Below are 22,522 nucleotides of genomic sequence, written 5' to 3'. Positions count from 1 at the left end.
CAAATAATACCTATACAATATTGTCTACGATTATTGAGGATATCTTAGACAAAAAAACATTAGTACATTGGTGGAAGATTATGTTTCAACTGTTCTTTCCAGGAGCGAATTTAATTTTGAAGGCGGCGTCCTCGGACTTGGCTGGCTGATTGCATTTCTACTTAATAGAGATTTTCTAGTAGGAGAAGAGGATGAAATACTTGAAGACTTTGATGATCAAATTTATAAACTGACTATAAAAGAAGTTCTCTCAGCACAGCCAAACGTTGATACATTATTAGATTTTATGTCTTATTACCAATTGAGGATCAATCCCAAATCTATTACCGCTCCATATTATCGTCGATTTACACATTTTGAATGTATAAAATTAATTATTCAACGCTTGAATCAATACCTAACAGAGGAAAAAGGTGATGATGTAGTAGCTAAATTGAACATTGTACTTCGATATAGTTATCTGTCCGGAACAACTGTTTCGGAGAGTTTATTTGAAAACGAATTTTATAAAACTGTTGAGGAAATCCTTGATTTTATAGAAAAGGAAGATACAGCGCAAATCCCGCATTCAGATCTATCCAAATTATACGTTTGTGTGCATCAGTATAATAATGATTTTTGGAAAAATAAGATAAGGCGAAAATTGAAGGATATACCTTATCGTTATACATCTAAAATATGGAATTCTGTTATAGCCGATTGGAAAGACAACTATATCTGTATTCCACACGCTGGTTTATTTTTAGATAATAATGAGCGGGGTAAATTTCTAGTTTATCTTTTTCAAATTTCAAAAATGTTCAGATTACGTATGCAAACAATTGAAATTTCCATTGTGATCCCATTGTACAATAATCGGAAGTATGTCGAAAAAACGATCGAAAGTATTCAGCAGCAGACTTTAGTCTGCTGGCATTGTTTCATTATTGATGACGGTTCAACAGATGGAGGAAGGCAGATCGTCGAAGATAAGATACAAGACGACTTGCGGTTTTCATTATTTAAAAGAGAAGAATACTCTTCTCACAAAGGTGCAAACGTGTGTCGTAATTTAGGACTGTCCTTTTTGAAGTCGGCATATGTGATGTTTGTTGATGCTGATGATTATTTGTCTAACAATTGCTTACAGAATAGGCTAGCTTATATAAAGGAGTATGGCAGTTTTGATCTATATATCTTTAAGACAGCATTTATTGACACAGAGGAGCGAATCAGAGGGGAGTTTAAAGTCTTGGATCAGGATATCCAACGTTTGATTGTAAATCTGGTAAAACATAAAATACCTTGGCATACAATGTCCGGAGTTTGGCGTGTTGGTTTTTTAAAAGCAATTGGCGGTTGGAACGAGCAGTATGAAAGGTTGCAAGATGTAGAACTCAATCTGAGGGCATTATTAAATAATCCTAAAATAAAGTATGCGCATCTTTCAATAGATAGTTTTTATAGGTATGATAATCTGACAATTGAAAAGCAGAAAGCTGCAAGAATGGGGTTTTGCAGATTAACAAAGGATTATTATAAACAATTTCTTTCCTCTGCAATTTTGAATAAACACAATAAATCTAAAGTAAATAGCGAATTTCAGAAGCTTATTGAACTTCAGCTCGTACATTATCTCTATAACGAGACAGAGAAAGATCCCAAATGGGAATCCCTATACTTAGATACCTTATGTGCGCTGGAAGTATCAAAATCTGATATCGAATCTGTAAACAAAATCTTTGATAAATTTCAACTATAACTTTTTATGAAAAAGGCATTTTATAAATTTTTTATTGTGATTAATTTATTGACCATTTCGGCACTAGTTTATGGACAAGACCTTAAAAATAGGTTGGTATTAAACTTTTACGATGGTCCTAATTTGGACGGTCTATCCATGGAAATCAGGACTCTTGAAAATGTTAAATATATCTTTTCAGCGGACATATCGGATAAATCAAAATATATTTTTGAATATCCCAAGCGTCTTTATGATTCCATCAGTCAGATAGATCTAGGTTTTTATGACGAGAAATATGCTGTAAAAAATTACATTGGGTTTAGTGTGCCATTTAAAGAGGATACGGTAACGTGTGCAGGCTGCCTCTTCTCCAATAAAGATATTGTTTTGGATCTTACTTATCTAAAAACGGATGTATATCCCAATAGCATCCGGATCAATCCGAGCACTGGAAGTGTGGAAAGAGTAACAGCAAAGCGCCATCTCTATTCACCGAATGATATCGATGCCGAATTGCTCGTTTCGGCTGTTTCCATGGAGTCTGGTTTTTCCATGTTTAACAGGTCACCCAAAAATAAGGGAAAGACTTACACGACGATGCTGGAGGAGGGGTTAAACTTGATTCAAATGTTTCCAAATTCCAGTACATTGTTGAAAAAGTTATTTTCAACATTAAATTTTTATAAAGAGTCAGCTGATATTAAACCACTTTTTGAGGCTTTTGATTCAGATATTCAATCTAGCCCTACCGGACAGCAAATCAGGAGATATCAAGAAGCCAAGTTTGATAATTTATCGTTAATTAATACATCTACCCGGAAAACTGAGAAAGTTATTCCAGACAAATCCCGGGCAACGTTATTGATATTTTCCGCCTCCTGGTGTATTCCATGCCATCAGATGATTCCTTTGGTTAATCAGCTTTATGGACAGACAAAAGAAAAATTAGACATTGTCTATATTTCAATTGATGAACCCCAAACAGAAAAACTATGGCAGCAGATGATCTACGATGGAACCATTATTTACCGAAGCTTATCGGCGATGGATAACGTGAAAGATGTTAAAAGAAATTATCTGGTTGATCTAATTCCCTTTAGCTATATCGTAGGAGCAGATGGAAAATATCGATCTATAAATATCCGCAAAAAGATGCATACGAGCAACTTGTGACCAATTATGGTCAATAATAAAAATACTATATAGATGAGTATCCGGTCGGTTGCAAACGATCGTATAGACAGTCGAGCAGCTGCTAACAAGCTCTCCTAATAAATAGCCTGGGAGATGTGGCTATTATACTTTTAATAATTATAAATCAAAAAAATGAAAAAAAAAAATTTCGTTGGCAAATCTAAATCTCAAAGAAATAGAACAGCTTTCTAGAGGGCAGCTAAAGGATGTTCTTGGCGGATGGAATGGTGGTACTAGCCCAGAGACTAACCCCGTTACAGCGGATGAAAACGGATATTGCCCAGTAAATGGATCTGGTGATGACTGGTGTTCGGGTTCATGCACGAATGGCGGAACTTCCGGTACATGTGTTAATGTTGAATCGAACGCCTGTGTATGTCAATAATACATAGATAAGCATTTAGCTGTTAGGCCAAAGGGTATTAATCTTTTTGGTCTAATAGCTAGATGTATCAAAATCATTATATATATGATATGTCCGTTTTGTTTTGGGATTCATACAGATCTTCTTCCGGTCGGAGTTGATCATCCTGTTATTGTTAGGAAGAAAATTATAGGTGCTGGCTATAGATTTGTGAAATGTCCAACATGTGGTTCCAAGGACCGGGACCGTTTGGTATATACTTTTTGGTTGATTATCTTGGTGTATTCAAAAAGCAATTTTCAATATTACATATTGCACCCGAAAAGGTAATTTTAAAAAGACTTACCGGTCATGTTTATGATTATGTTACCGGTGATATTGATTTATCACGTTATTCTAAAAGCGATAATATTCGACAGACAGACCTGCTGAATACGGGGTTTTCTGATGGTAGATTTGACTTAATCATCTGTAATCATGTTTTAGAACATATCGTAGATGAGCAAAGAGCTTTACAAGAAATTAAACGGATACTTAGGGTAGGAGGTAGTGCCATCCTCCAAGTTCCAATATCACCTTTGCTTCAAATTACAGAGGAGGATCCTAAGATAATAACCAATAAAGATAGACTTGAACATTTTGGTCAGCATGATCACGTCAGACTGTATGGAATAGATTATGAGGATCGTTTGAAGAAGATAGGATTCAAACTACAGTCATTCTCTCTATTTGAAAAATACCCAAATTTTGGCTTAAATCCAGAGGAGAAACTTTACCTGGCGAGCAAATCCGACGATTAAAATACTGTTTTAAAGTATGGAATTGATAGAGAATATTTTTATACCAACATATGTAGTCAATCTACGAAAACGAGTAGACAGATTGGCGCATATAAAGAGAGAATTTGCAGGTAGAGAAGAATTCAAGGTCACTTATATTGAGGCCGTCGAAGATACGATTGGTGCTTTAGGTTTATGGAAATCCTTAGTAAAGGTTATTCATGAAGCAAAAAATGCCGGGGATGAACTTATAATTTTCTGTGAGGACGATCATCAGTTTACAGCCAATTATAGTAAACAAAAGCTATTTGAGATTATCCAGGAAGGGTATAAATTAAATGCTGAGCTGCTAATAGGAGGCTCGAGTGGAGGATTTAAGACTTCGCTGCCAGTTTCGGAAAATCTTTTGTGGGTACAAAGTTATTGTTCAAATCAATTTTTGGTGATCTACAAACGATTTTTTTGACATCATTCTTCAGAAGACGGATTTTGATCCTAAAAAGAAGGTTGACAATACAATTTCAGATTTAGCGCTCTCAAAGTTTGTCATTTTGCCTTATCTCTCCAATCAGAAATGTTTTTATTATTCAGATGTGACCATGTTTAACCAGTTGTATCCCGAAAATCAACTTGAGCGCTTTACTGAGGCCGAGCAAAATCTTGGTAAGATTATGAAAATCTATCAAATGTTTCGTTCAAAGCTAACATAATGTAAACTAAAAGCTATGAAAATCAGATTAACTACTTTTGCAAGACCAGATCAAGATCTGCTTTTTCGGTTCTCACACCGTTATCTACAGGGACAAAATAAATGGAAAGATCTTGAGTTTGTTACCGATGATCATTATGACCGTCTGGTGATATTGACTTTTCCTCATCAGCAGACACTTGAGAAAGGATACGATGAAAGGAAGAGTATTACTTTTATGACCGAATCCAGCCTTTCATCCTTTGCGCGGCAGCACCCCACCTCACGGATGATGAATGTGCATTTGCATTTGCCATTTTTTCCAGTCAATTTTTCGACCGATGGAGAATCAGATCGTGTTGATAAAACCGAGCTCCTATCGGCCGTAGTCAGTGAATTAGCGGGATTTCCTGGGCACAGAGCTCGTCTGGAATTCATTTTAGCATTGGACAAAGTATTCAAGGACGGTTTCGATGTTTATGGACGTCCATCACATGGTAAGTTTTTTAATCTTCTAAATAATTATAAAGGGTATCTAAAAGATAAGTATGAAGGCTTATGGAGATATACCTACCATGTAGCTTGCGAAAACGCTTATGAAAATGGATATTTTACAGAGAAAATCGTAGATCCCATTATTACAGAATCATTGTGTTTCTACGCAGGATGTCCTAATCTTGCAGAATATATTAATCCAAAAGCGTTTGTTCGGATTGATCCTTATTGTATTGGTTCATCTTTGGAAACCATTATTGCATCTGTAAAGACAATATATGGGCAAAGAGACTGCCCTATATCTTACAGGAAAAAGACGCTTTCTGACCGATCTTCATCCCATGAACATGATCTGGATGGCCGCGCATGATAAAGACCTGGGTAAATTATATAATAGCTCGTTGTGATAAAGAGATTTCCTCATTATAAGCAGATGGTCGTGATGGATTGCGGTGCTACATGTCTTCGAATGATGTTTAAATTTTATGAACAGACGATTTCAATTCATAAAATCAGAAAACTATGCCAGACCACAAAAAACGATGTCAAGCTATTAGAAATTAATGAAGCTGCAGAGAAATTAGGTTTTCGGACTTGTAGTATGCGATTAAGTTTGAATCAGTTAACATAGATTGAACTTCCTTGTATACTGCATTGGAATCAAATTTAATCCCTTAAATAAACGGAGATTAGTCAAGGATCTTCTGGACTTAAATATGATAAGGATTTAATTACAAAGACGTCTCATAATAGTAGTAACGATGGAATTTGGATCGAGAAGCGAAGTTTTGGAGAGATCGTTTCATAAATACTATATCATCTGCTTAAAAAGTAGAAGTAGACTTAAATACTGCTAAGAACATCGTTGATTTTACTATTAATATTTAAATATTTTTTACAAAATGAAAAAAGCAAGCACATAATTATTTTGATATTGGCTATTTTATTCCAACAAGGGATTATAAAGGCACAGTGAACAGACAAAAGAGAGAAACCCACCATACCTATTGAGGTTAAATTTGGGACGATTACTAAACCGAACAGGAATGATTCCGCGATGGTTGCTTTCCCAACACTTGGTCTGTTTTCAAACTAAGGTTTATTATTTAAGTAATTAATCAATGAAAAAAAATTCTTTTTATCTTATATTTGAGCATGATGAGATCTTCTTTACTTATTGTACTATCGTTTTTTACGTTTTGTTTTAATGCAGTTGCCCAAAATAAGGACATTCTGCAATTAACAAATGCTTTTATTGATACTGTTAAATCCAATGCATATTCCAGTGCCAATGTAAATTGGGATTCTATTGCTCCGATTGTCATCAAGAAAAGTTGTGGTATTAAAGAAGCTAAAGATTTACTCCCCTTATTCAAGATGCTTCTGAGCGATCTTCGGGATGTGCATTCCTCTGTACAATATCATGAGACCGATACGGGCATTCAAGAAGATTTTATGGTTCAGTTGCGTCAGATGGCGAAGATGACTGATGCAGATGCAGGCCTGCCTCCCAAAAATTATCAATCTTATATGATTGATAAAAAATATGCTTATATAAATATCCCTCCAGTTCGGTTGGAGCAGGCAAAATATATAGACACCATTGGAAAACAGCTCAAATTTTTGGATGATAATAATCCCCAAGCTTGGATAATAGACCTTACCGAAAACAGTGGCGGAGCCAACTACCCCATGATATGGCATTTTGCGTCATTAATAGATGTCGATTACAGCTATTCAGATGTTTTGAATACGGGGAGGAAAAGAAGATTTCGGTAGTGCTTAAACCAGAAGGTAAACAAGCTAAGCAAGTATATGATATTTTGGAGCTAGATCCCAAAAAACGTCCGCCCATTAAATTGAAGAATACGCAAGTTCCCATTGTTATTTTGACCAGTTATTATACTGCCAGTGCTGCCGAGGCATTTTTATTACATTTTAAAGGACAGAAAAATGTGATAACTGTTGGTCAAAAGACACACGGTCTCACATCAACCAATCAATATTATGAGATTGGGAATAATTTTTCGCTGGATTTGACTATAAGTGTTTTAAAAGACCGCAATGGGAAAACATATAAAATTAACGAAGGAGTGAATCCTGATTTTCTTTTGCCATTTGATCTTTCAAATATTAAAACCACGAATCAATTATTAGAAGCGGTGATTAATAGTAAGAAAGACTACATTGAAAAAGCTTTGGAAATTATAAGCAAGCGAAGTAATTTCTCTTTATGAAAATACATAGATTCACATAGCGTATTTTTACAGCAAGCGATCATTATTCAAATAAAGACCATAAGATCATTATAACAGTAAAAAATAATCATTGCAGTGAGTCTTTTCACCTCTCCATTCCCACCATTCACCGAGTTTTCCCGTCCGTTGGTCTAAAGCCCATAGGCTAGGGGCGTATTGTGTTGTAGTTTTGAGTCAACAAATAAGAACAACAGAACTAACACAATAAAATAAAGACATTATGAAAGCATTAATAAAAACATTTACAGCAGCAGCCCTAATCGCAGTATCTACATTCGCTATGGCCGCTGAAGGACCAGGTTCAAAATCAGCAAAAGCAAACGTTAACCTTTCCACAGCAGACTTTGCCCTTGAGCATTATGTTGCAGTTACGACAGAAGGCGAGTCAGCAGGCGTAGAGCAATTATTTGCTGAAGATTTCAGCCAAAAATTCAATCAGCAAATGCAAAGACCAACAGCCGGAATGAAGTCGTTAAATACTTGAAAAAACAAAAGGCGAGAAGCTAAACTGTACAGTTAGTACTGACATCATCGAAGAATCAGCAGATTATATGGTAGCAAAAGTGACCCTGAAGTTTGAAAACTTCACCAAGACTGATTTTGTGACTTTGGTGCGTGAAGGGAATAATTGGAAAGTAACTAGTTCAGTTAACTCCTATAAATAGTTCCCAATAACTAGTTGTCAGCTCCGTCATACCGGAAGCTGACAACTAGTGAATCATATGTTTATTTAAGGCCACGTCTTGAGATGTGGCTTTTTTACATCATGCTCTTTTCTTCTAACGTTTCACTGCATCGTAATTTTTATGCGGATTTATATAATTTCAAAATATTCGTTTGATTCGAAAACTTGGTTGTCAATCAATATTTTTATTTTTGTCTTTCCTTTTTGTTGACCGTAGGAACCATAAATTCCATTTCTCCAAGTTTGACGGATATAGGGCTAACCTCAATACCGCCGATCCCGATTCGGTAATAATTTGTCTTTGCACCCCGTACTTTTAATTTGACAATATCTCCAGGAGCTCCTTTGGTAGGATAGAAGCTATCTATACTCAATCCGTTTACTTTTATGACTTTACTATCAACCTCAAAAAAATTGCCACCATACTTTGCATAGCCTATTTTTACATTATTATCCCCTTTTAAAAGGGTAAAAGGACATGGGAATACAAGTTCACCATTCTTGGGAAAGCCAAAATATACCTCGAAGTCACCCGATTTGATAACATATTCTTGATTAGGAAGGAAATTCCCTTTTATACGTATCGGGTCTTCATAATAACCAGTCCCAGCGTCTACAGCAGTAATACGAAGGTTTTGAACGATCAATTGGTCATTGATTTTAAGATCGCCGTATACGTTGCTATTGATGGCTATAGGATATTTTCCTTCCGGAATGTCCCCAATATGTACCGGAATATCCTTTTCAAAATTAATCATAGCAAGATCTCCCTCATACTTCCCTATTGCTAATTTATACTTGCTATTGACAAGATATTTGAAAAAATCGAGTCCTTCAAGTTCTGTATGTCCAAAAGGGTGCACTATTTTATACTTTAGCGCTGCTGTTTTCATATCAGGAACCTCAAGATTCCATGTTTCTTTGAGGTAAATTGTATCCTGCCCCAGATGTAGCCTAATTTATAGGAATGTCCATTAAGCGGGAGGTAAGGAGCATAATAATTGTCTTCATAGCGCAGTACTTTGTCACCTAAAATAATTTTAAAATCATGATATAAGTAATCTGATAACCCAATAGCCTTCAGCTTGATTGGATCTGTATAATAGTGTGTCCCCGGACTCGGCGGCAATAACCGCGCAGCAATTTTAAAACTTAATAAATATTGCCGCACTTCCTGATAATTTATTTTTTTGATAACACCATGCGAGCTTCGGCCCCATGGTATAGATTTTTACTGGGCATCGTAAAAGTTAGCGATTCTTTGTCCTTGTCCAGCGTAAAAGGGATTTCATTGTTCTGACCGTTGTAGGCATCCCCGATAGAGAGTTTAAACAAATCATCTACCTGTTTAAATTGGCCCTTGATCGTGATGATATCACCGGGACTGGCATATTGTATTTTGGAATTGTCTACCCAGATGTCGTTGACCGTAAAATATACAGGTCTTCCTTCGTATGTATTTTTATCAGTCTTTACATAAAAATATATTGATAAAATTCACCGATTTTGAAAGTCGATTGGAGGTCATAACTTATTATACCCACTTTAGCTTGTTTTCCTAAAGAGATCGTTCTGAAGGTTGTTTCTTCCCTTAATGCAATCTTAAAGCCATAGTCAAGAATCTGTTCATCATTTAGATAATGGATTTCGCCGTATAAAATGGCGTGATTGTTTCTGAGATCCCCGGCCTCTAGCGTACCTACTGTTATTGGTGTTTTATCGATTACCTGTTCATCCTTCTTACATGAACCAAGAACGAAAAATAAAAGAATGATGTAAGTGAGTTTGATAATGTGCTGCTTCATGGTCTCTGATTATTGGATTTCTAACAATGTTTTTGCTTCAACTTTTCCATAGTTAGTATCCATCCATACCTTATATTTGCCCGGTTTTATTCCTTGAGGAATGTTGATTATTCGTTCATTTTCATTTAACGTATATGCATATACCTCTTGCCCCCAATGTAAAATTTAAACTCATTGGACAAGCCTCTACCTTCTAAAATGATAGCGTATTCACTGGTGATCTTGTGTGGACTGAAATCCGAAATAATAGGCATTTTTATTTCGATGGTTTTCTCTTCGGGGCATAATACTTTTTGCTATCATAGTATCCATGGTAATAGGTCTTGATTTTATACTGGCCAGGTCTGAGCTGCGGTATTTTAAAACCAACGAGATTATTTTTCAATTCACTGTTATATACAGCATTTTCGCCCGAAAATTCTAGGTTGTAACCTACTGTGTTGTAAAAGTTTCCTGTTAGCTGGACCGTATCTCCGGAAAAAAATATGTTTTGATTGATAGCGTCCCAATGTAATTTCTTCACTTCAACTTTCTTTTTGCTGGTGACAGTGGATAATCCACTTGTCAGGGTAACCGGATATTTTCCGTCTTGGAGATTATTCGGGATAGTCAAATAGGTGCTGTTGCCGTTATTCCCGATAGATCCTGTTGCAGCCAAATTACCTACAAGTATTTTGGAGATTTCATCACCAAAATATTTATAAAAATCAATTCCCTTAGCCTCTATCATGCAGCCAGGATGGGTTAGTGTCGTTTCTAATGTGATATTGTCTGCTGAAGGTTGTTCGAGTAGGATTTCTTTATCGAGATAGATGCTATCGCGGCCATTGGCATATCCCAGTCGAAAAGATTCGCCCTTGAGCTTCGCTATTTGGCGGAAAAATATATTGTTTGTAAAAGGGATGCGTTGGTCATCGATCAATAGAAATAAGTCATCCGCATAACCATATTGGGGTAAACCGATACCATTGATCTGAATCCCCTCATTAAAAGCGAAACTATTTTTACTCGGTTCGGTGATTTTAGCAACTATTTTTGTTTCGATCAGCTGTTTTGAACTTACATATTCGCGTCCGTTAACCGGTTTTTGAAGGGTAATCGCCAATTTGTTTCCATGATAATATCCACTTTTTGGCAGGGTTACAGCTAAAGTTGTTTTGTTATCTTTTAGCGTAAAAGCTAACCGTTGTTCGGTATTTCCGCCAGCAATTAAATAGTAATTTTCCTTAAATTGCTTAAAATTTCCTTTGAATAATACGGTCTCACCAAGATAAGCCAATACAAGTTTGTTGTCTGTGACATTAATATTGTCGACATTGAAACGGACAGGCTGACTTTTGTAAAAACCTTTAGCAGTCTTGACATAGAATTCATATTGATAGATTAAATCCAGATCAAAAGGTTCTTTTACGGTCAAAGTAAAGTCTACTGTTTTGCCGTTGATCAATTTTTGTTTGCCCGCGGAGATCTCCTGTAGGATGGTACTTCCGGATTGTTTAGTCTCGGATAAAATAAAGCCTACATCCAAAATTTCTTCCTTATTTGAGGTTGTTATTTCACCATGCATGGTGACTTGGGAATCTGTCACTTCCGAAGGTGCCATAGCAACTACCGTCATTGGCGTATTAATAACGACGACTTCCTCCGTTTTCTTACAGGCCGATAGCGCTGCAATGATGGAAACGCCAATTTGTATGCGTCGAATGATTCTTTTCATAATAACTTTTCTATTGAACTTCGAAATAGTCTGGTGATAGCAGAATTGTATTTCCATAGGCGGAGGCTGAAATCCGCACTTTTCCTTTTGTCTGAAAAGCAGGAATGGTAATCGTGACCTCGTCTACACTTTTTATGAGCGGGTATACTTGCGTATCGCCAACCCGGATCATATGGGCCAAGCCGATTCCCTTTCCTTTGAGCTGTACAACAGTTCCTGGCAGCCCGGTTTTTGGCGATAAACTGTCGAAAGTCATACCCAAGCTTTTAAATGGTAATGTTTTCGGATGCATATACAGTCGCCATCCGGTTTCCGTAAATTCGTTGTACACAATATGGAGTGACTCACTTTCTTGAAAGAATGTCTGGACCTGAAATGTTAATTTACCGTCCTCGCTACATACCACTGGCATTTTAAAGAAATCATCTCCGTAAATCTCGTACTCAAAACCTTTGATGAAATTTCCAGTGAGCGTTAGGTAGTCGCCCACATAGGCCTCGCTTTTATCAATAGACGTCCAGTCAAACTTTTTGATCTGTATCGTCTTTGTACTTTCGATATTAAAAATCCATTGTCCAGGCGTAATTTATAATGCCCCTCCGGAATATTCTTAATCGGTATCGAAATGGTTTCCGTTGGATAATCGCCATTTACCTCCATCTCATTAACCTGATATTTCCCGAAATAATATTTTGTCTGGTACATATCAAAGAATGAATAGAATGAAAAACCATTGACAATAGCGTGCGTATTGGGGTGCGCTACTGCATTGACAAAATAGATGTCTGCGGGATTGGGGGACCGAATGATATAGTCAGCCGAGAATAATACCGAGTCTCTACCATTTTTGTAGCCAATTTTAAAGCTTTTTCCCACTAACCCTTTCAGGTCTTTGATAGCAATTTCCCGTGTATAGGGAATAGTAATGTTTCCAATGATTATCTGAAAAGACTTGTCGTTATCTCCAGAGTATGGTAAACAGGAACCGTAGAATCGTATCAGGTCTGTAAAACCATAGGTCAGTATTGCCGGTGGAACGAGTTTACCTAGTAAACTGATTTGAACTAATTGTCTGTTGAAAGAACCATTTGCTGAATTTTTCTGTAAGTCTATTCTCAGCTTTTTACCATGTTGAGAGCCTTCAACATCCGGGATCTTAAAAGTTAGGCTCTTACCGTCTGGTGCAATTTGATAATCAATTTGTTGGGTTTTATCTAATCTACCATATAATTTATAGTTACCATCCAGCATAGAAAAGCGACCTTTGAGACGCACTTCTTCACCCGGCATTCCCAAGATCTCCGAGGGTGATTCTACCTGCATACCATCCATCTGAAATGAATTCAATGAGCCTTTGAAGAAGCCATTTTTAGTCTTGACATAAAAAGCGTAGGAATAGACTGTATTCATGTCAAAATTTTCTTCGGGTTTATAGATGAAAACAACCTCTTTATCGGTCATTTTCTTACCTATCGGAATTTCCAGCTCAGGCCCGGCATACCCGTTATTATCTTTTATGCCCAATATAAAGCCGTATTCTAGAATATTGGGAAGCATAGCCATTTCACCCACCGTTCCATGGAGCACGATCGAAGATTCCGTCATTTTTTCAAAGCTTCCGGTGACTGCACTTATTTGGGTGTTCGTGGGAGGCTCAGTCTTATTTTCTTTCTTGCAGGCCGTCAAGATGCAGCATAATATTGCTATTAACTTCACAAATTTTGTTGTCCCCGCTTTAGCGTACATTTTCATAAATTTTTGGTTATAATAATTCAAATGCCTCTTTGCATTCAATCCAATCCGTTTTGTATTGTGCACTGATGCGCACCTTTCCTTTGAAGATGACATCCCTGGGTATAAATACTTGCGGTTCGTCTATTGTTCCACCCACTGAGATCAGCCGGACGCCACCCATAAAAATCGCACAGTAGGCCAGCCCTTTTCCTTTTAATGTGATAACGTCGCCAGGCTTGCCCGATTTTGGATATAAATCATCAAAGATAGGAGCGAGGACTTCCACTTGATGTTCGGTGGGGAATACGTGCTGTTTGCCATGATCGTCATTGTACATCACCGTAATTTTTACTTTTCCCGGTTTAATATTGGGGATATCGAGCGTAGCGCTACCATTGGAAACCTGCAAGCTCTCATCTCCCTGGTCCCCGAGTCTGGCATAGTAGTGATCTCCCGCAATGAAATTACCCGGAATTTTTATCTGTGCACCATAATATCCTTTTGATGAGCTTGCTCCGGTTATTTTTAAGGACTTTACGACAATTTTTTCTTTACTTTCAAATCTGGCGAAAGGTCCTTCCATAATAAATGGATAGTTTCCATCCGGAAGATCACTGATTGTTATTTTATCATCACCGTTCCATGTTGCATAGTAACTCGCGTTTTTACCGCCCACACTCATCGTAGGCATAAAACTATAATTATATGGAATAATACCCGTGACGGGAATCGACCGCCCTGGATGGACAAAGGATCGACGGATAGCCAAATCTGTAGCTTTTGGGGTATTTAGGGTAATCTTTTGTCGAAAATAACGGTATCCCGTCCATTATAATACCCGATTCTGTAGGCCATTTTGGGCTGATCATAGATCATGTCACTCAGTAATAACTCTTGATAATAAGGGAACAGCTTATCACCAATGATGACATAAAATGACGAAGCCCGATCTGGGGGAGTCCAACTCCCGACAGGCGCAGGTAATCATTGTAATTGTAATTATATTGCGTGGGTGGGGTGAGTGTTCCCAATATGCTAACCGATGCTAGACCGATATCGCCATTTAAATTTGTTACGCCTTGGATTGGACTTAGATAGAAACTGAGATTTACGCCATGACGATACCCACCTGGTACTGTAAATGTTATTTTCTTCTTTGTGGCGTCGATGTTATAATCTATTTCTATAGGGCTGTTGTAATCGCAACGAAGCTTATAGTTTTCCTTTTTTACATCTTTGAAGTCACCGCTTACTGTGATTGTCTCGCCAGCGGTAGCCAATAAGCCGGTTTGATAGTCTATAAAAACATTTGATAGCTGAAATCTGACGGTTTCACCATAATAAGTACTTTTGTCCGTTTCGATATAAAATCTATATTCTCCCCGACCAGTTTCGAGGACTTCCGCTGGCGGTTCAATTTTCTTCAGTATCTTACCAATCTGAATGGTAGTTCCCAATGAATATTTTTTTCTACATTAGAGGTTCCAAAACCAGATTTCAATACGAACCCATGATCCTTTATTTTTTCACCATTGAGATACAATACACGGCCCGCAAACACGATACTCTTCCTGTTGGCAGCATCAACGCCTATAGTTTCTAATTTTAGGGGCTGATTTTCTACTGGAGTGGGTTGTTCGCTCTTTTTGCAACTAAAGCAAATCATTAAAATTAAAAAATAGAGAACAAGTGTTTTCCTTGGGATTTATTCACCTTTCTAGGCGGAGTACTTTTCATTTTTTTATTTGGCTAAATAAGTAGTCAAAGATATAATTATTTTTTTACCTACAGTATCTTACCTGCCCATTTCCACCATTCACCGAGTTTTCCTGATCGTTGGTCTAAAGCCCATAGGCTAGGGGCATATTGTGTTGTAGTTTTGAGTCAACAAATAAGAACATATATAAACTAACAATATAAAATAAAGACATTATGAAAACTCTAGTAAAAACATTCGCAGCAGTAGCTTTAATCGCAGTATCTACTTTCGCTATGGCCGCTGAAGGACCAGGTTCCAAATCAGCAAAAGCAACTATTAACCTTTCTACAGCAGACTTCGCCCTTGAGCATTATGTTGCGGTCACGACCGAAGGCGAATCAGCAGGTGTAGAGCAATTGTTCGCTGCTGATTTCAACCAAAAGATCCAATCTTCCAATGCACAATCTCATAGCCGTGAAGCAGTGGTTAAATCTTTGAAAAAAAAAAAGGCGAGAAGCTCAACTGTACAGTAACTACCGACATCATCGAAGAGTCAGCAGATTATATGGTAGCTAAGGTGACTCTAAAATTTGAAAATTTCAGCAAAGTAGACCTTGTGACTTTGGTACGTGAAGGTAATAGCTGGAAAGTATCCAAATCAATCAATTCCTATAAATAAGAGCCATCCCTTACAAATATATAAGTTGTGAAGCCATATCTACGGATGTGGCTTTTTCTGTTTTAGCTCCTTTCCATTCTTTTAATGTTTTTGCAGCAAATGGGATTCAAAGAGGGATCAAATTTGCTGTTTAAACAGAGCTTGTTCAGTGCTCGTTCAGTGCTTGCTCTGTGATTACTCAATGAATGCTGAATAACTAATGACTAATTACTGTCTAAAAATTGGTTGAAAATTGTGATTAGGGATAATTTGGTATCTGTATGTATTAGTTTTAATGCAGATCTAAATTACCGGCTTCTAAAATCAGGGATATGCTATAGTCGTCCGGACATCAGCAGCGATAGTCATTTAGATTCGGTGTTTTGATCCAGTACCTGTACATTTTAACGTCAAAAGGGCCTGATTTTCATCAGACCCTTTCTCTTAGCGTTTTCTTGTACAGTAATTTTTATGTTTCTTATCGTTTCCTCTTTTTTGTTTCGTCATCCAATGTTTTTAAAGACAATTAGATTTTCACTGTACGACGCCAATTTTTATGTTGGTCCTTTCTTTCGAAAGGCAGCTTGTGGCCGTTTTGTATTGTAAGAACAGTAGTCGGTTTGAAATAGTTTTATTGGAGTGAATTTTTACTAAATGTTCTACTTATTTAGGATTCTCTACGCACTGCGTAGAGAGTCCTAAATCTGATACGCAGTGCGTAACGAATTTTTAGTATTTCATTAAGACAAAGTCAAATTACTATTCAAACCTTTACATCAATAGATGATATAAAGGCATGTATCATAGACCATCATTTTAAGTTCTCCAGGACAAATCCAACCCAATCTTTTTGGTGAATTGAAGGGTCGAGGTAATGATCTGGCTGTAGGCCCACATTGTCAATTGCCATTTCTGGGATCCGGTAGCTTTTCGACCTGCAGTACCACAACTGAAATTCACCACTTGGAGAAATGGCGTGGTGCATATTTGAAATATCCAAAGAGCCATAGGTACTTTTTCCATAAAGTTTAACCTTTGCGCTCTGTTTTGCCTCGAGCAGAAACTGCTCGGTTGTACTTCCACAATATTCGTTTATCAATACGGCTACCTTTTGCGGAAACGGAAGGATTCGATCCATACTATCAATAGAGATCATATTTTCTTTAACCCGAACATATTTGCCGAGATTTAAGTTCAGCTTGTCATAAATCTCCTTAAATTCTTTCCTTGATTTTTCGTCATATAGGGTATCCTTGGAGAGCGCCAGCAAAGCAGCGTTGTTCAACTCTGTGGAAAGCAATTCCAAGCCTACCGTTCTAATAGGATTAGTATATAGATAGGGGATCAGTGCAGAATATGCATCATCGGATCCTCCTCCATTGTTCCTTAGGTCTATGATTAGATTTTGGGTATGAATAATTTTTTCATGGTTTACACGCAGAACGCTATCGATAGATCTTTTATTAGACATCGCAAAACTCGGTATACGGACATATGCTGTCTTGTCTGAAATTTGTTCAAAGTAAGGACCACTGGAATATAAATAGTTTATATAACTTTTTACAAGAGGTGTGTCCTCAAATGATTTGGATTTGCGTACAAAAAGGCCATACCATTGATATGGATAATATTGTTTCCGATAAATTCTACTGATACCTTATCTCTGGCATTAAAGTTTCTCATCCAGATTGTTGCTTGATAGTTTTCTCCGTTCTTATATAGTTTGAATTTTACCTGACCTTTATTCCAAGGTGTCCCTGGCGCATCCAGCACAAGGCCGGCATAGCCACTATCGGTAGGAACTATAGCAACTTTGTAGGGAGCGCTTTCCCATATGCCTATAGGTGAGGGTTCGCTCTCATTGTCAATCGTACGATTGAGCTCTTTTCCTTTAAGGTTACTTTTTCATGCATTCTGACTTTATTTTTATCTGGCTCAATGAGTTGCACAGGTTCATTATCCTTTTTTAGATCAACAATTCCAAGATGTCCCTTCCTGAAGAATTTAAACCATCTATAAATCAATTTTATACAGTCAGCTTTGTTTGTGGCAGTTTTAGCCATATTCATTATTTCCGCTGTATGAAGGTCATAGGCTTGTTGCCCTTTTTCTTTTAATATGTACTCAAATCCAGCGTCGTTTTTTTCGAAAGTGTTCTTGATCCATGTAAATTCAGCATGACAATCGCATTGAGATCCTGCTAACAATTCGTTATTAGAGAGCAAAAAGGAATTGGACAGAACAAACCAAAATAAGATGTTTCTAATGACTTTCATAAGGACTATAAATGTTATTTTATTGGATGTAAATTTTTATTTTGTTTCAAAAAATGATTCTCAATAGTCGATCCATTTTAGTAACATGTTGATATAGAGTGTTGAAATAAGGTAAATTAGTTCGGTAACTGTTCGGAAGTGGACATAACCGTTCGATAATGATCAATAATTTTTTTATTTCCTCATTTAAAAGTGAAGATAGCTTTCACCTCCCCATTCCCGCCACTCACCGAGTTTTCCCGATCGTTAGTCTAAAGCCCGTAGGCTAAGGGCCTATTGTGTTGTAGTTTTGAGTCAACAAATAAGAACAACAAAACTAACACAATAAAATAAAGACATTATGAACTCATTAGTAAAAACATTCGCAGCAGCAGCTTTAATCACAGTATCTACTTTCGCTATGGCAGCTGAAGGACCAGGTGCAAAATCAGCAAAAGCAAACGTTAACCTTTCCACAGCCGACTTTGCACTGGATCACTACGTTGCGGTCACTACCGAAGGCGAATCAGCAGGTGTAGAGCAATTGTTCGCAGCTGATTTCAACCAAAAGATCCAATCTTCCAATGCACAATCTCATAGCCGTGAAGCAGTGGTTAAATCTCTGAAAAAAAAAAGGTGAGCGTTTGAACTGTGCAGTAAGCACCGATATCATCGAGGAGTCAGCAGACTATATGGTGGCAAAAGTGACCATGGAATTTGAAAACTTCACCAAGACTGACCTTGTGACTTTGGTACGCGAAGGCAACAACTGGAAAGTATCCAAATCAACCAATTCGTATAAATAGTACCTTATCACTGGTGGTTTGCCAGTCATAAAAGACAAACCACTAGTGAATCATATGTTTATTTAAGGCCACGTCGTGAGATGTGGCTTTTTGTGTTTTAGGATAATAACTTTAAATAATTCCTATATCCCATTCCATCTCGCTCATTCGTTCTTTGATGAGTAATAAGGTCTCCAAAACTTGGCCGGACTTGGGAAGCGCACCATAGACCAGCATGCTGAAATCATCATTATAAATTTGCTCAAAATGGCGTAACCAGTTTTCCTCTAAGCCGCTAAAGAATAAACTTTCTATGGGGTGATATCTGAGCCATTGGTTGTTATTTCTTAGACTTTTGGCATCTCGGTTGGCGACACTAAGTATCATCTCAAAAAAACGATCTGATTTAAGGAAAGCTTGAAATTCCTTGTAGTATAGCAATTGGTGGAGATCATACATATGCTTAACCTTCTTTTTCAAATCCTGTATGGGCGTTTCGGAATATGAAAACCGAACCAAGCTCATGATCTTTTCACAGAAAGTTCGGTAATGATCGAGTACTTTCACTTCAAAGGGAAGTAACGAGAACTTTTCTATTAAAGCATACTGATCTGTCTGTCTCAATGCTTCTCCGATATAGGAATTAAGGAATAATTTTCTACAGGGCCTATCACAGCCTAGCCAAGTGTAGTCAATAGTAACAAGATTCTTTTCAGCGCAGTAGCTTTCAATAGTTGTATGATAATAACTATGTGCTGTCTTACGGTTCATTCCTCTCTTTCTCGTAAGACCTTCAATATTAATTTCGGGTAGTTCTTTGGTAATGATGCTACCGATCTGTCTTAATTTTGATTTAAGTCGGCTGTCTGTTTCGCCTTCGTTTCTTGAAATAACAAGATCAATATCATCTGGTATACGTTCTATCAATTTAAAACACGTTGATAAAGCTACACCTCCTTTCAATACAATATCTTCACTTATCGGTTCCTGAGTAAGCAAAAATAGGGTATAGGTTTGCCAATAGTCTTTTTCTATTAGAGATGGGGAAGGTTAATCAAACTGGCTGTAAATTGAATTACTTTGTGAAACTGGATGCTATTTTGGTGTAAATTCATGGGATCCGATTTTAATTAAATAGCAATTGTACATTTAATGAGCCTATTCCCAAATTTTTAATGGGCTATTCAACTGTCTTTTGGTTAATTATTTGTTTTATGTATATTTAATACACGAAAGCTATATTTTCCTTCCTACGAATAGTTTCAGAAAATCTGTGTTCACAACATCTGTTGATGCTTAATAACTATTTTATCTAGGGACTAGTGCAAATATTAGATTCGGCTTCTATACCTTCTGTCGGGATAGAATTTTAAATATTGAATGGAAACAACATAAGAAAGAGAAAAAGCCTGCTTGAATGGAAAAAAATGAAATAATCAAATTTAAAAAATTACTAGCCTATTTTGTCTCACATTTAGAATGGGTCAATAGCAAAAATGACAATAGTAGGGGTTACGTCGATTATATTAAACCTTTTGTTGATAATAAAACTTTTAGGGTAACCGGACAAGGATATAATGGCGATAAAATTCAAAACCAAATTGAACAATGGTCAGACTTTGAGCATGGTAAAATATGTATTACTGTACAAGCCAATTTTGGAAATTACAAGACATCTAAATGTTACTTAAATTGGAAAGGAACCGGATTGAATATTGTTTCGACATGGGACAATGATAGTATTATTTCATTATATCAGGAGGAATATCAAAATCAGGATGGGAAGAGAAGTAGAATGCGCCTTTGTGAAGCGATGTCTGTTGAAAGTTTGGGATTATTTGATGAAACCGAAATCAGTCCCAATTTAGTGAGTTTCTTTGAGGATTTTGATAATCAGATAGTGAAGTTTATTCAGCATAACCGGAATATCGTAGAAGCTAAAGAAGTTGAATCATCAATAGAACCGATTAGTTATTCAAAACAAATTATCTTATATGGCCCTCCGGGCACTGGTAAAACATACAAAACCATAGATAGAGCACTGGCTATTATCGAATGCAAAAGTGACAAGAGCTCCTCGCCTCAAGATAGAAAAGTACGTTATCAGCATTATGTAGACAGAGGGCAGATTCTTTTTACGACTTTCCATCAAAGCATGAGTTACGAGGATTTTGTTGAAGGTATTAAGCCAAAATTTGATGAATCCGAAGATGGTGCCAAGCAGCTTGTGTATGAAGTTGAAAGTGGTCTATTTAAGATAGCCTGTGCACATGCTGCATACAACAGCTATCTTGAACTTCAAAATAAGTCCCCGAATAAACGTAATTATACTTTTGATGATTTGTACACAAGTTTTATAGATTATGTTCAGGACTGTTTGGACAATGATATTAAGCCGACTTATAAAAGCTTGAGCGGACGAGAGACCAGTATTATAAAGATCAATGGAAACGGTTCTATACATGCGCACGCTAAAAATTCTTCTGGAATCAAGAGTCCAGCTCCATTAACAAAAGATAATCTACAGAAACTGTATGATCGCTATAAAGATACTTCTGAAATTAAATCGTTGTCACAGGTAAGAGAAGTTGTGGGGTAATACCTCGGACAACAGAGTTTTATGCAGTATTTGGTGGTCTTAAACAATATGAACGTGAACATCTAAAGGAGTTGGCCGAAACTGCAGCAGAGATAAATTTCTCGGAAGAGATCTTTGATAGTGCTGCTCTAGTCAGCAAGTTTAATTCCGGAGTATTTCATCAGGCAATGTTCGATCAAACAATAGAAGGTAAGCCTGTGGTTTTAATTATCGATGAGATCAATCGAGGTAATGTATCTGCGATTTTTGGTGAACTAATTACATTGATTGAAGAAACAAAGCGTTCAGGAAGTAATGAAGCTCTAGAAGTTATCCTTCCCTATAGCAAACAGAAATTTTCCGTGCCATCCAATCTGTATATTATTGGCACGATGAACACGGCTGACCGATCTGTAGAAGCTTTGGATACCGCTTTACGACGTCGTTTTGCATTTGAAGAAATGATGCCGCAGCCTGCACTCATTCGTGAGGATGGTGCTTTAAAAGCAACTAATGGCGTGCTTTCTATAAAAGAGGGTGGCGAGATCGATCTTGTGAAAGTACTGGAAATTATCAATAAGCGTATTGTCGCACTTTTGGATAAGGATCACCAGATCGGACATTCCTACCTGATCAATGTGCAATCCGTTCAGGATTTGGTTCATGCCTTCAATAATTGTATCATACCATTATTAAAAGAATATTTCTATCACGACGAAGAGAAAATAGCTTTAGTCTTAGGGACAGGCTTTTTTACAATGGAAAATGAAACAATGGAAGAAGAGCTATTTCCAGCAATTTCGAAATTCCGAATACCGCAAAGCAAGCCGAGGCTCCGTATCCATACGCTAGCTGAAGATAGTATTATCGAAGCTTTAAATAAGCTGATTGGATAATATGCAGCACATCATACAAGTATATGAGCATGATACCCTGTATCTCAATCAGTATTACAAGACTGATTCGCAAGGTACAGTGCGTTTTGGCGATACTTATTTCAATGCCTTGCTCAAATACAATGATCTGCATGGCGGTAAATATTTTGCACCTATCTATCAAGGAATCCGGTTTAAGAGTTATGTGGGGTCATCCAAATAGATGATCT

30 protein-coding genes are annotated in these 22,522 nt (G+C 37.0%); 17 read left to right on the top strand and 13 right to left on the bottom strand.

What is annotated here, in order from left to right; translation table 11 throughout:
• Positions 1–70 precede the first annotated feature (70 nt).
• The 11 genes from KUH03_RS09215 (at position 71) to KUH03_RS09165 (ending at position 8,166) form a co-directional block, all read left to right on the top strand.
• Positions 71–1,741, top strand: a complete 1,671-nt coding sequence (locus KUH03_RS09215) for a glycosyltransferase family A protein (RefSeq protein ID WP_257096817.1) — start codon at positions 71–73, stop codon at positions 1,739–1,741.
• Between the two features lie 6 nt (positions 1,742–1,747).
• Positions 1,748–2,896, top strand: coding sequence for a TlpA disulfide reductase family protein (locus KUH03_RS09210; RefSeq protein ID WP_257092747.1), 1,149 nt, complete (start codon positions 1,748–1,750; stop codon positions 2,894–2,896).
• 172 nt (positions 2,897–3,068) lie between these two features.
• On the top strand, positions 3,069–3,302 hold the full coding sequence (locus KUH03_RS09205; protein ID WP_257092746.1) for a hypothetical protein: 234 nt from the start codon (positions 3,069–3,071) through the stop codon (positions 3,300–3,302).
• A gap of 242 nt (positions 3,303–3,544) precedes the next feature.
• Entirely contained in the window at positions 3,545–4,081 is a 537-nt protein-coding gene (locus KUH03_RS09200) for a bifunctional 2-polyprenyl-6-hydroxyphenol methylase/3-demethylubiquinol 3-O-methyltransferase UbiG (RefSeq protein ID WP_257092744.1), read from the top strand.
• A 16-nt stretch (positions 4,082–4,097) separates the two neighbouring features.
• On the top strand, positions 4,098–4,526 hold the full coding sequence (locus tag KUH03_RS09195) for a hypothetical protein (RefSeq protein WP_257092742.1): 429 nt from the start codon (positions 4,098–4,100) through the stop codon (positions 4,524–4,526).
• A gap of 259 nt (positions 4,527–4,785) precedes the next feature.
• Complete coding sequence (locus KUH03_RS09190) at positions 4,786–5,613, top strand: hypothetical protein (RefSeq protein ID WP_257092740.1); 828 nt, start codon at positions 4,786–4,788, stop codon at positions 5,611–5,613.
• A 33-nt stretch (positions 5,614–5,646) separates the two neighbouring features.
• Positions 5,647–5,874 (top strand): cysteine peptidase family C39 domain-containing protein, encoded by a 228-nt coding sequence (locus KUH03_RS09185; protein ID WP_257092738.1) that lies wholly within the window; start codon positions 5,647–5,649, stop codon positions 5,872–5,874.
• Positions 5,875–6,398: 524 nt separating this feature from the next.
• Positions 6,399–7,022 carry a hypothetical protein gene (locus tag KUH03_RS09180; protein ID WP_257092735.1) on the top strand — a complete coding sequence of 208 codons (624 nt, stop codon included), beginning with the start codon at positions 6,399–6,401 and terminating at the stop codon, positions 7,020–7,022.
• Positions 7,022–7,480, top strand: a complete 459-nt coding sequence (locus KUH03_RS09175; protein ID WP_257092733.1) for a S41 family peptidase — start codon at positions 7,022–7,024, stop codon at positions 7,478–7,480. The genes KUH03_RS09180 and KUH03_RS09175 overlap by 1 nt, the downstream gene beginning before the upstream one ends.
• A gap of 241 nt (positions 7,481–7,721) precedes the next feature.
• Positions 7,722–7,985 (top strand): hypothetical protein, encoded by a 264-nt coding sequence (locus KUH03_RS09170; protein ID WP_257092731.1) that lies wholly within the window; start codon positions 7,722–7,724, stop codon positions 7,983–7,985.
• 67 nt (positions 7,986–8,052) lie between these two features.
• Positions 8,053–8,166 (top strand): nuclear transport factor 2 family protein, encoded by a 114-nt coding sequence (locus tag KUH03_RS09165; protein ID WP_257092728.1) that lies wholly within the window; start codon positions 8,053–8,055, stop codon positions 8,164–8,166.
• A 205-nt stretch (positions 8,167–8,371) separates the two neighbouring features.
• Here the strand turns inward: KUH03_RS09165 and KUH03_RS09160 are convergent, their stop codons facing one another.
• The 9 genes from KUH03_RS09160 to KUH03_RS09120 all read right to left on the bottom strand — a co-directional run bounded on the left by KUH03_RS09160 (position 8,372) and on the right by KUH03_RS09120 (position 14,899).
• Positions 8,372–9,079, bottom strand: coding sequence for a hypothetical protein (locus KUH03_RS09160; RefSeq protein WP_257092726.1), 708 nt, complete (start codon positions 9,077–9,079; stop codon positions 8,372–8,374).
• Entirely contained in the window at positions 9,076–9,357 is a 282-nt protein-coding gene (locus KUH03_RS09155; RefSeq protein WP_257092724.1) for a hypothetical protein, read from the bottom strand. The genes KUH03_RS09160 and KUH03_RS09155 overlap by 4 nt, the downstream gene beginning before the upstream one ends.
• Positions 9,358–9,368: 11 nt before the next feature.
• Positions 9,369–9,521 (bottom strand): hypothetical protein, encoded by a 153-nt coding sequence (locus KUH03_RS09150; RefSeq protein WP_257092722.1) that lies wholly within the window; start codon positions 9,519–9,521, stop codon positions 9,369–9,371.
• A gap of 137 nt (positions 9,522–9,658) precedes the next feature.
• Positions 9,659–9,991, bottom strand: coding sequence for a hypothetical protein (locus KUH03_RS09145; protein WP_257092720.1), 333 nt, complete (start codon positions 9,989–9,991; stop codon positions 9,659–9,661).
• Positions 9,992–10,247: 256 nt separating this feature from the next.
• Positions 10,248–11,708, bottom strand: coding sequence for a hypothetical protein (locus tag KUH03_RS09140; protein ID WP_257092718.1), 1,461 nt, complete (start codon positions 11,706–11,708; stop codon positions 10,248–10,250).
• Positions 11,709–11,718: 10 nt separating this feature from the next.
• Positions 11,719–12,198: an IPT/TIG domain-containing protein gene (locus KUH03_RS09135; protein ID WP_257092716.1), complete on the bottom strand. Its 480-nt coding sequence runs from the start codon at positions 12,196–12,198 to the stop codon at positions 11,719–11,721.
• Complete coding sequence (locus KUH03_RS09130) at positions 12,183–13,454, bottom strand: DUF4873 domain-containing protein (RefSeq protein WP_257092714.1); 1,272 nt, start codon at positions 13,452–13,454, stop codon at positions 12,183–12,185. The genes KUH03_RS09135 and KUH03_RS09130 overlap by 16 nt, the downstream gene beginning before the upstream one ends.
• Positions 13,455–13,470: 16 nt before the next feature.
• Positions 13,471–14,211, bottom strand: a complete 741-nt coding sequence (locus KUH03_RS09125; protein WP_257092712.1) for a hypothetical protein — start codon at positions 14,209–14,211, stop codon at positions 13,471–13,473.
• 112 nt (positions 14,212–14,323) lie between these two features.
• Positions 14,324–14,899, bottom strand: a complete 576-nt coding sequence (locus KUH03_RS09120; protein WP_257092710.1) for a hypothetical protein — start codon at positions 14,897–14,899, stop codon at positions 14,324–14,326.
• Between the two features lie 475 nt (positions 14,900–15,374).
• On the opposite strand from KUH03_RS09120, the gene KUH03_RS09115 reads away from it, so the two are divergent.
• On the top strand, positions 15,375–15,674 hold the full coding sequence (locus tag KUH03_RS09115; protein ID WP_257092708.1) for a hypothetical protein: 300 nt from the start codon (positions 15,375–15,377) through the stop codon (positions 15,672–15,674).
• A 936-nt stretch (positions 15,675–16,610) separates the two neighbouring features.
• Here KUH03_RS09115 and KUH03_RS09110 read toward each other — a convergent pair.
• From KUH03_RS09110 to KUH03_RS09100, 3 genes are all read right to left on the bottom strand, one after another.
• Positions 16,611–17,312: a S41 family peptidase gene (locus tag KUH03_RS09110; RefSeq protein WP_257096807.1), complete on the bottom strand. Its 702-nt coding sequence runs from the start codon at positions 17,310–17,312 to the stop codon at positions 16,611–16,613.
• Positions 17,313–17,359: 47 nt separating this feature from the next.
• Entirely contained in the window at positions 17,360–17,572 is a 213-nt protein-coding gene (locus KUH03_RS09105) for a hypothetical protein (protein WP_257092707.1), read from the bottom strand.
• A gap of 65 nt (positions 17,573–17,637) precedes the next feature.
• Positions 17,638–18,075 (bottom strand): hypothetical protein, encoded by a 438-nt coding sequence (locus tag KUH03_RS09100; protein ID WP_257092705.1) that lies wholly within the window; start codon positions 18,073–18,075, stop codon positions 17,638–17,640.
• A gap of 340 nt (positions 18,076–18,415) precedes the next feature.
• Between KUH03_RS09100 and KUH03_RS09095 the strand changes: the two genes are divergently transcribed.
• Together KUH03_RS09095 and KUH03_RS09090 are read left to right on the top strand one after the other, a co-directional pair.
• Entirely contained in the window at positions 18,416–18,694 is a 279-nt protein-coding gene (locus tag KUH03_RS09095; RefSeq protein ID WP_257092704.1) for a hypothetical protein, read from the top strand.
• A gap of 4 nt (positions 18,695–18,698) precedes the next feature.
• Complete coding sequence (locus tag KUH03_RS09090) at positions 18,699–18,860, top strand: nuclear transport factor 2 family protein (protein WP_257092702.1); 162 nt, start codon at positions 18,699–18,701, stop codon at positions 18,858–18,860.
• A 111-nt stretch (positions 18,861–18,971) separates the two neighbouring features.
• On the opposite strand, the gene KUH03_RS09085 is transcribed toward KUH03_RS09090, so the two are convergent.
• Positions 18,972–19,838, bottom strand: coding sequence for a nucleotidyl transferase AbiEii/AbiGii toxin family protein (locus KUH03_RS09085; RefSeq protein ID WP_257092699.1), 867 nt, complete (start codon positions 19,836–19,838; stop codon positions 18,972–18,974).
• Between the two features lie 418 nt (positions 19,839–20,256).
• Here KUH03_RS09085 and KUH03_RS09080 point away from each other — a divergent pair, with 418 nt between their 5' ends.
• The 3 genes from KUH03_RS09080 (at position 20,257) to KUH03_RS09070 (ending at position 22,515) form a co-directional block, all read left to right on the top strand.
• Complete coding sequence (locus KUH03_RS09080) at positions 20,257–21,438, top strand: hypothetical protein (protein ID WP_257092697.1); 1,182 nt, start codon at positions 20,257–20,259, stop codon at positions 21,436–21,438.
• A 71-nt stretch (positions 21,439–21,509) separates the two neighbouring features.
• On the top strand, positions 21,510–22,313 hold the full coding sequence (locus KUH03_RS09075) for an McrB family protein (protein ID WP_257092695.1): 804 nt from the start codon (positions 21,510–21,512) through the stop codon (positions 22,311–22,313).
• Position 22,314: 1 nt separating this feature from the next.
• The gene (locus KUH03_RS09070; RefSeq protein WP_257092693.1) at positions 22,315–22,515 is read left to right on the top strand and encodes a hypothetical protein; all 201 of its coding nucleotides are present in this window, start codon (positions 22,315–22,317) and stop codon (positions 22,513–22,515) included.
• The last annotated feature ends 7 nt before the right edge of the window (positions 22,516–22,522 follow it).

It is taken from the genome of Sphingobacterium sp. E70, from assembly GCF_019285695.1.
GTDB lineage: Bacteria > Bacteroidota > Bacteroidia > Sphingobacteriales > Sphingobacteriaceae > Sphingobacterium > Sphingobacterium detergens.
This window is presented reverse-complemented; position numbering and strand designations above follow the sequence as displayed.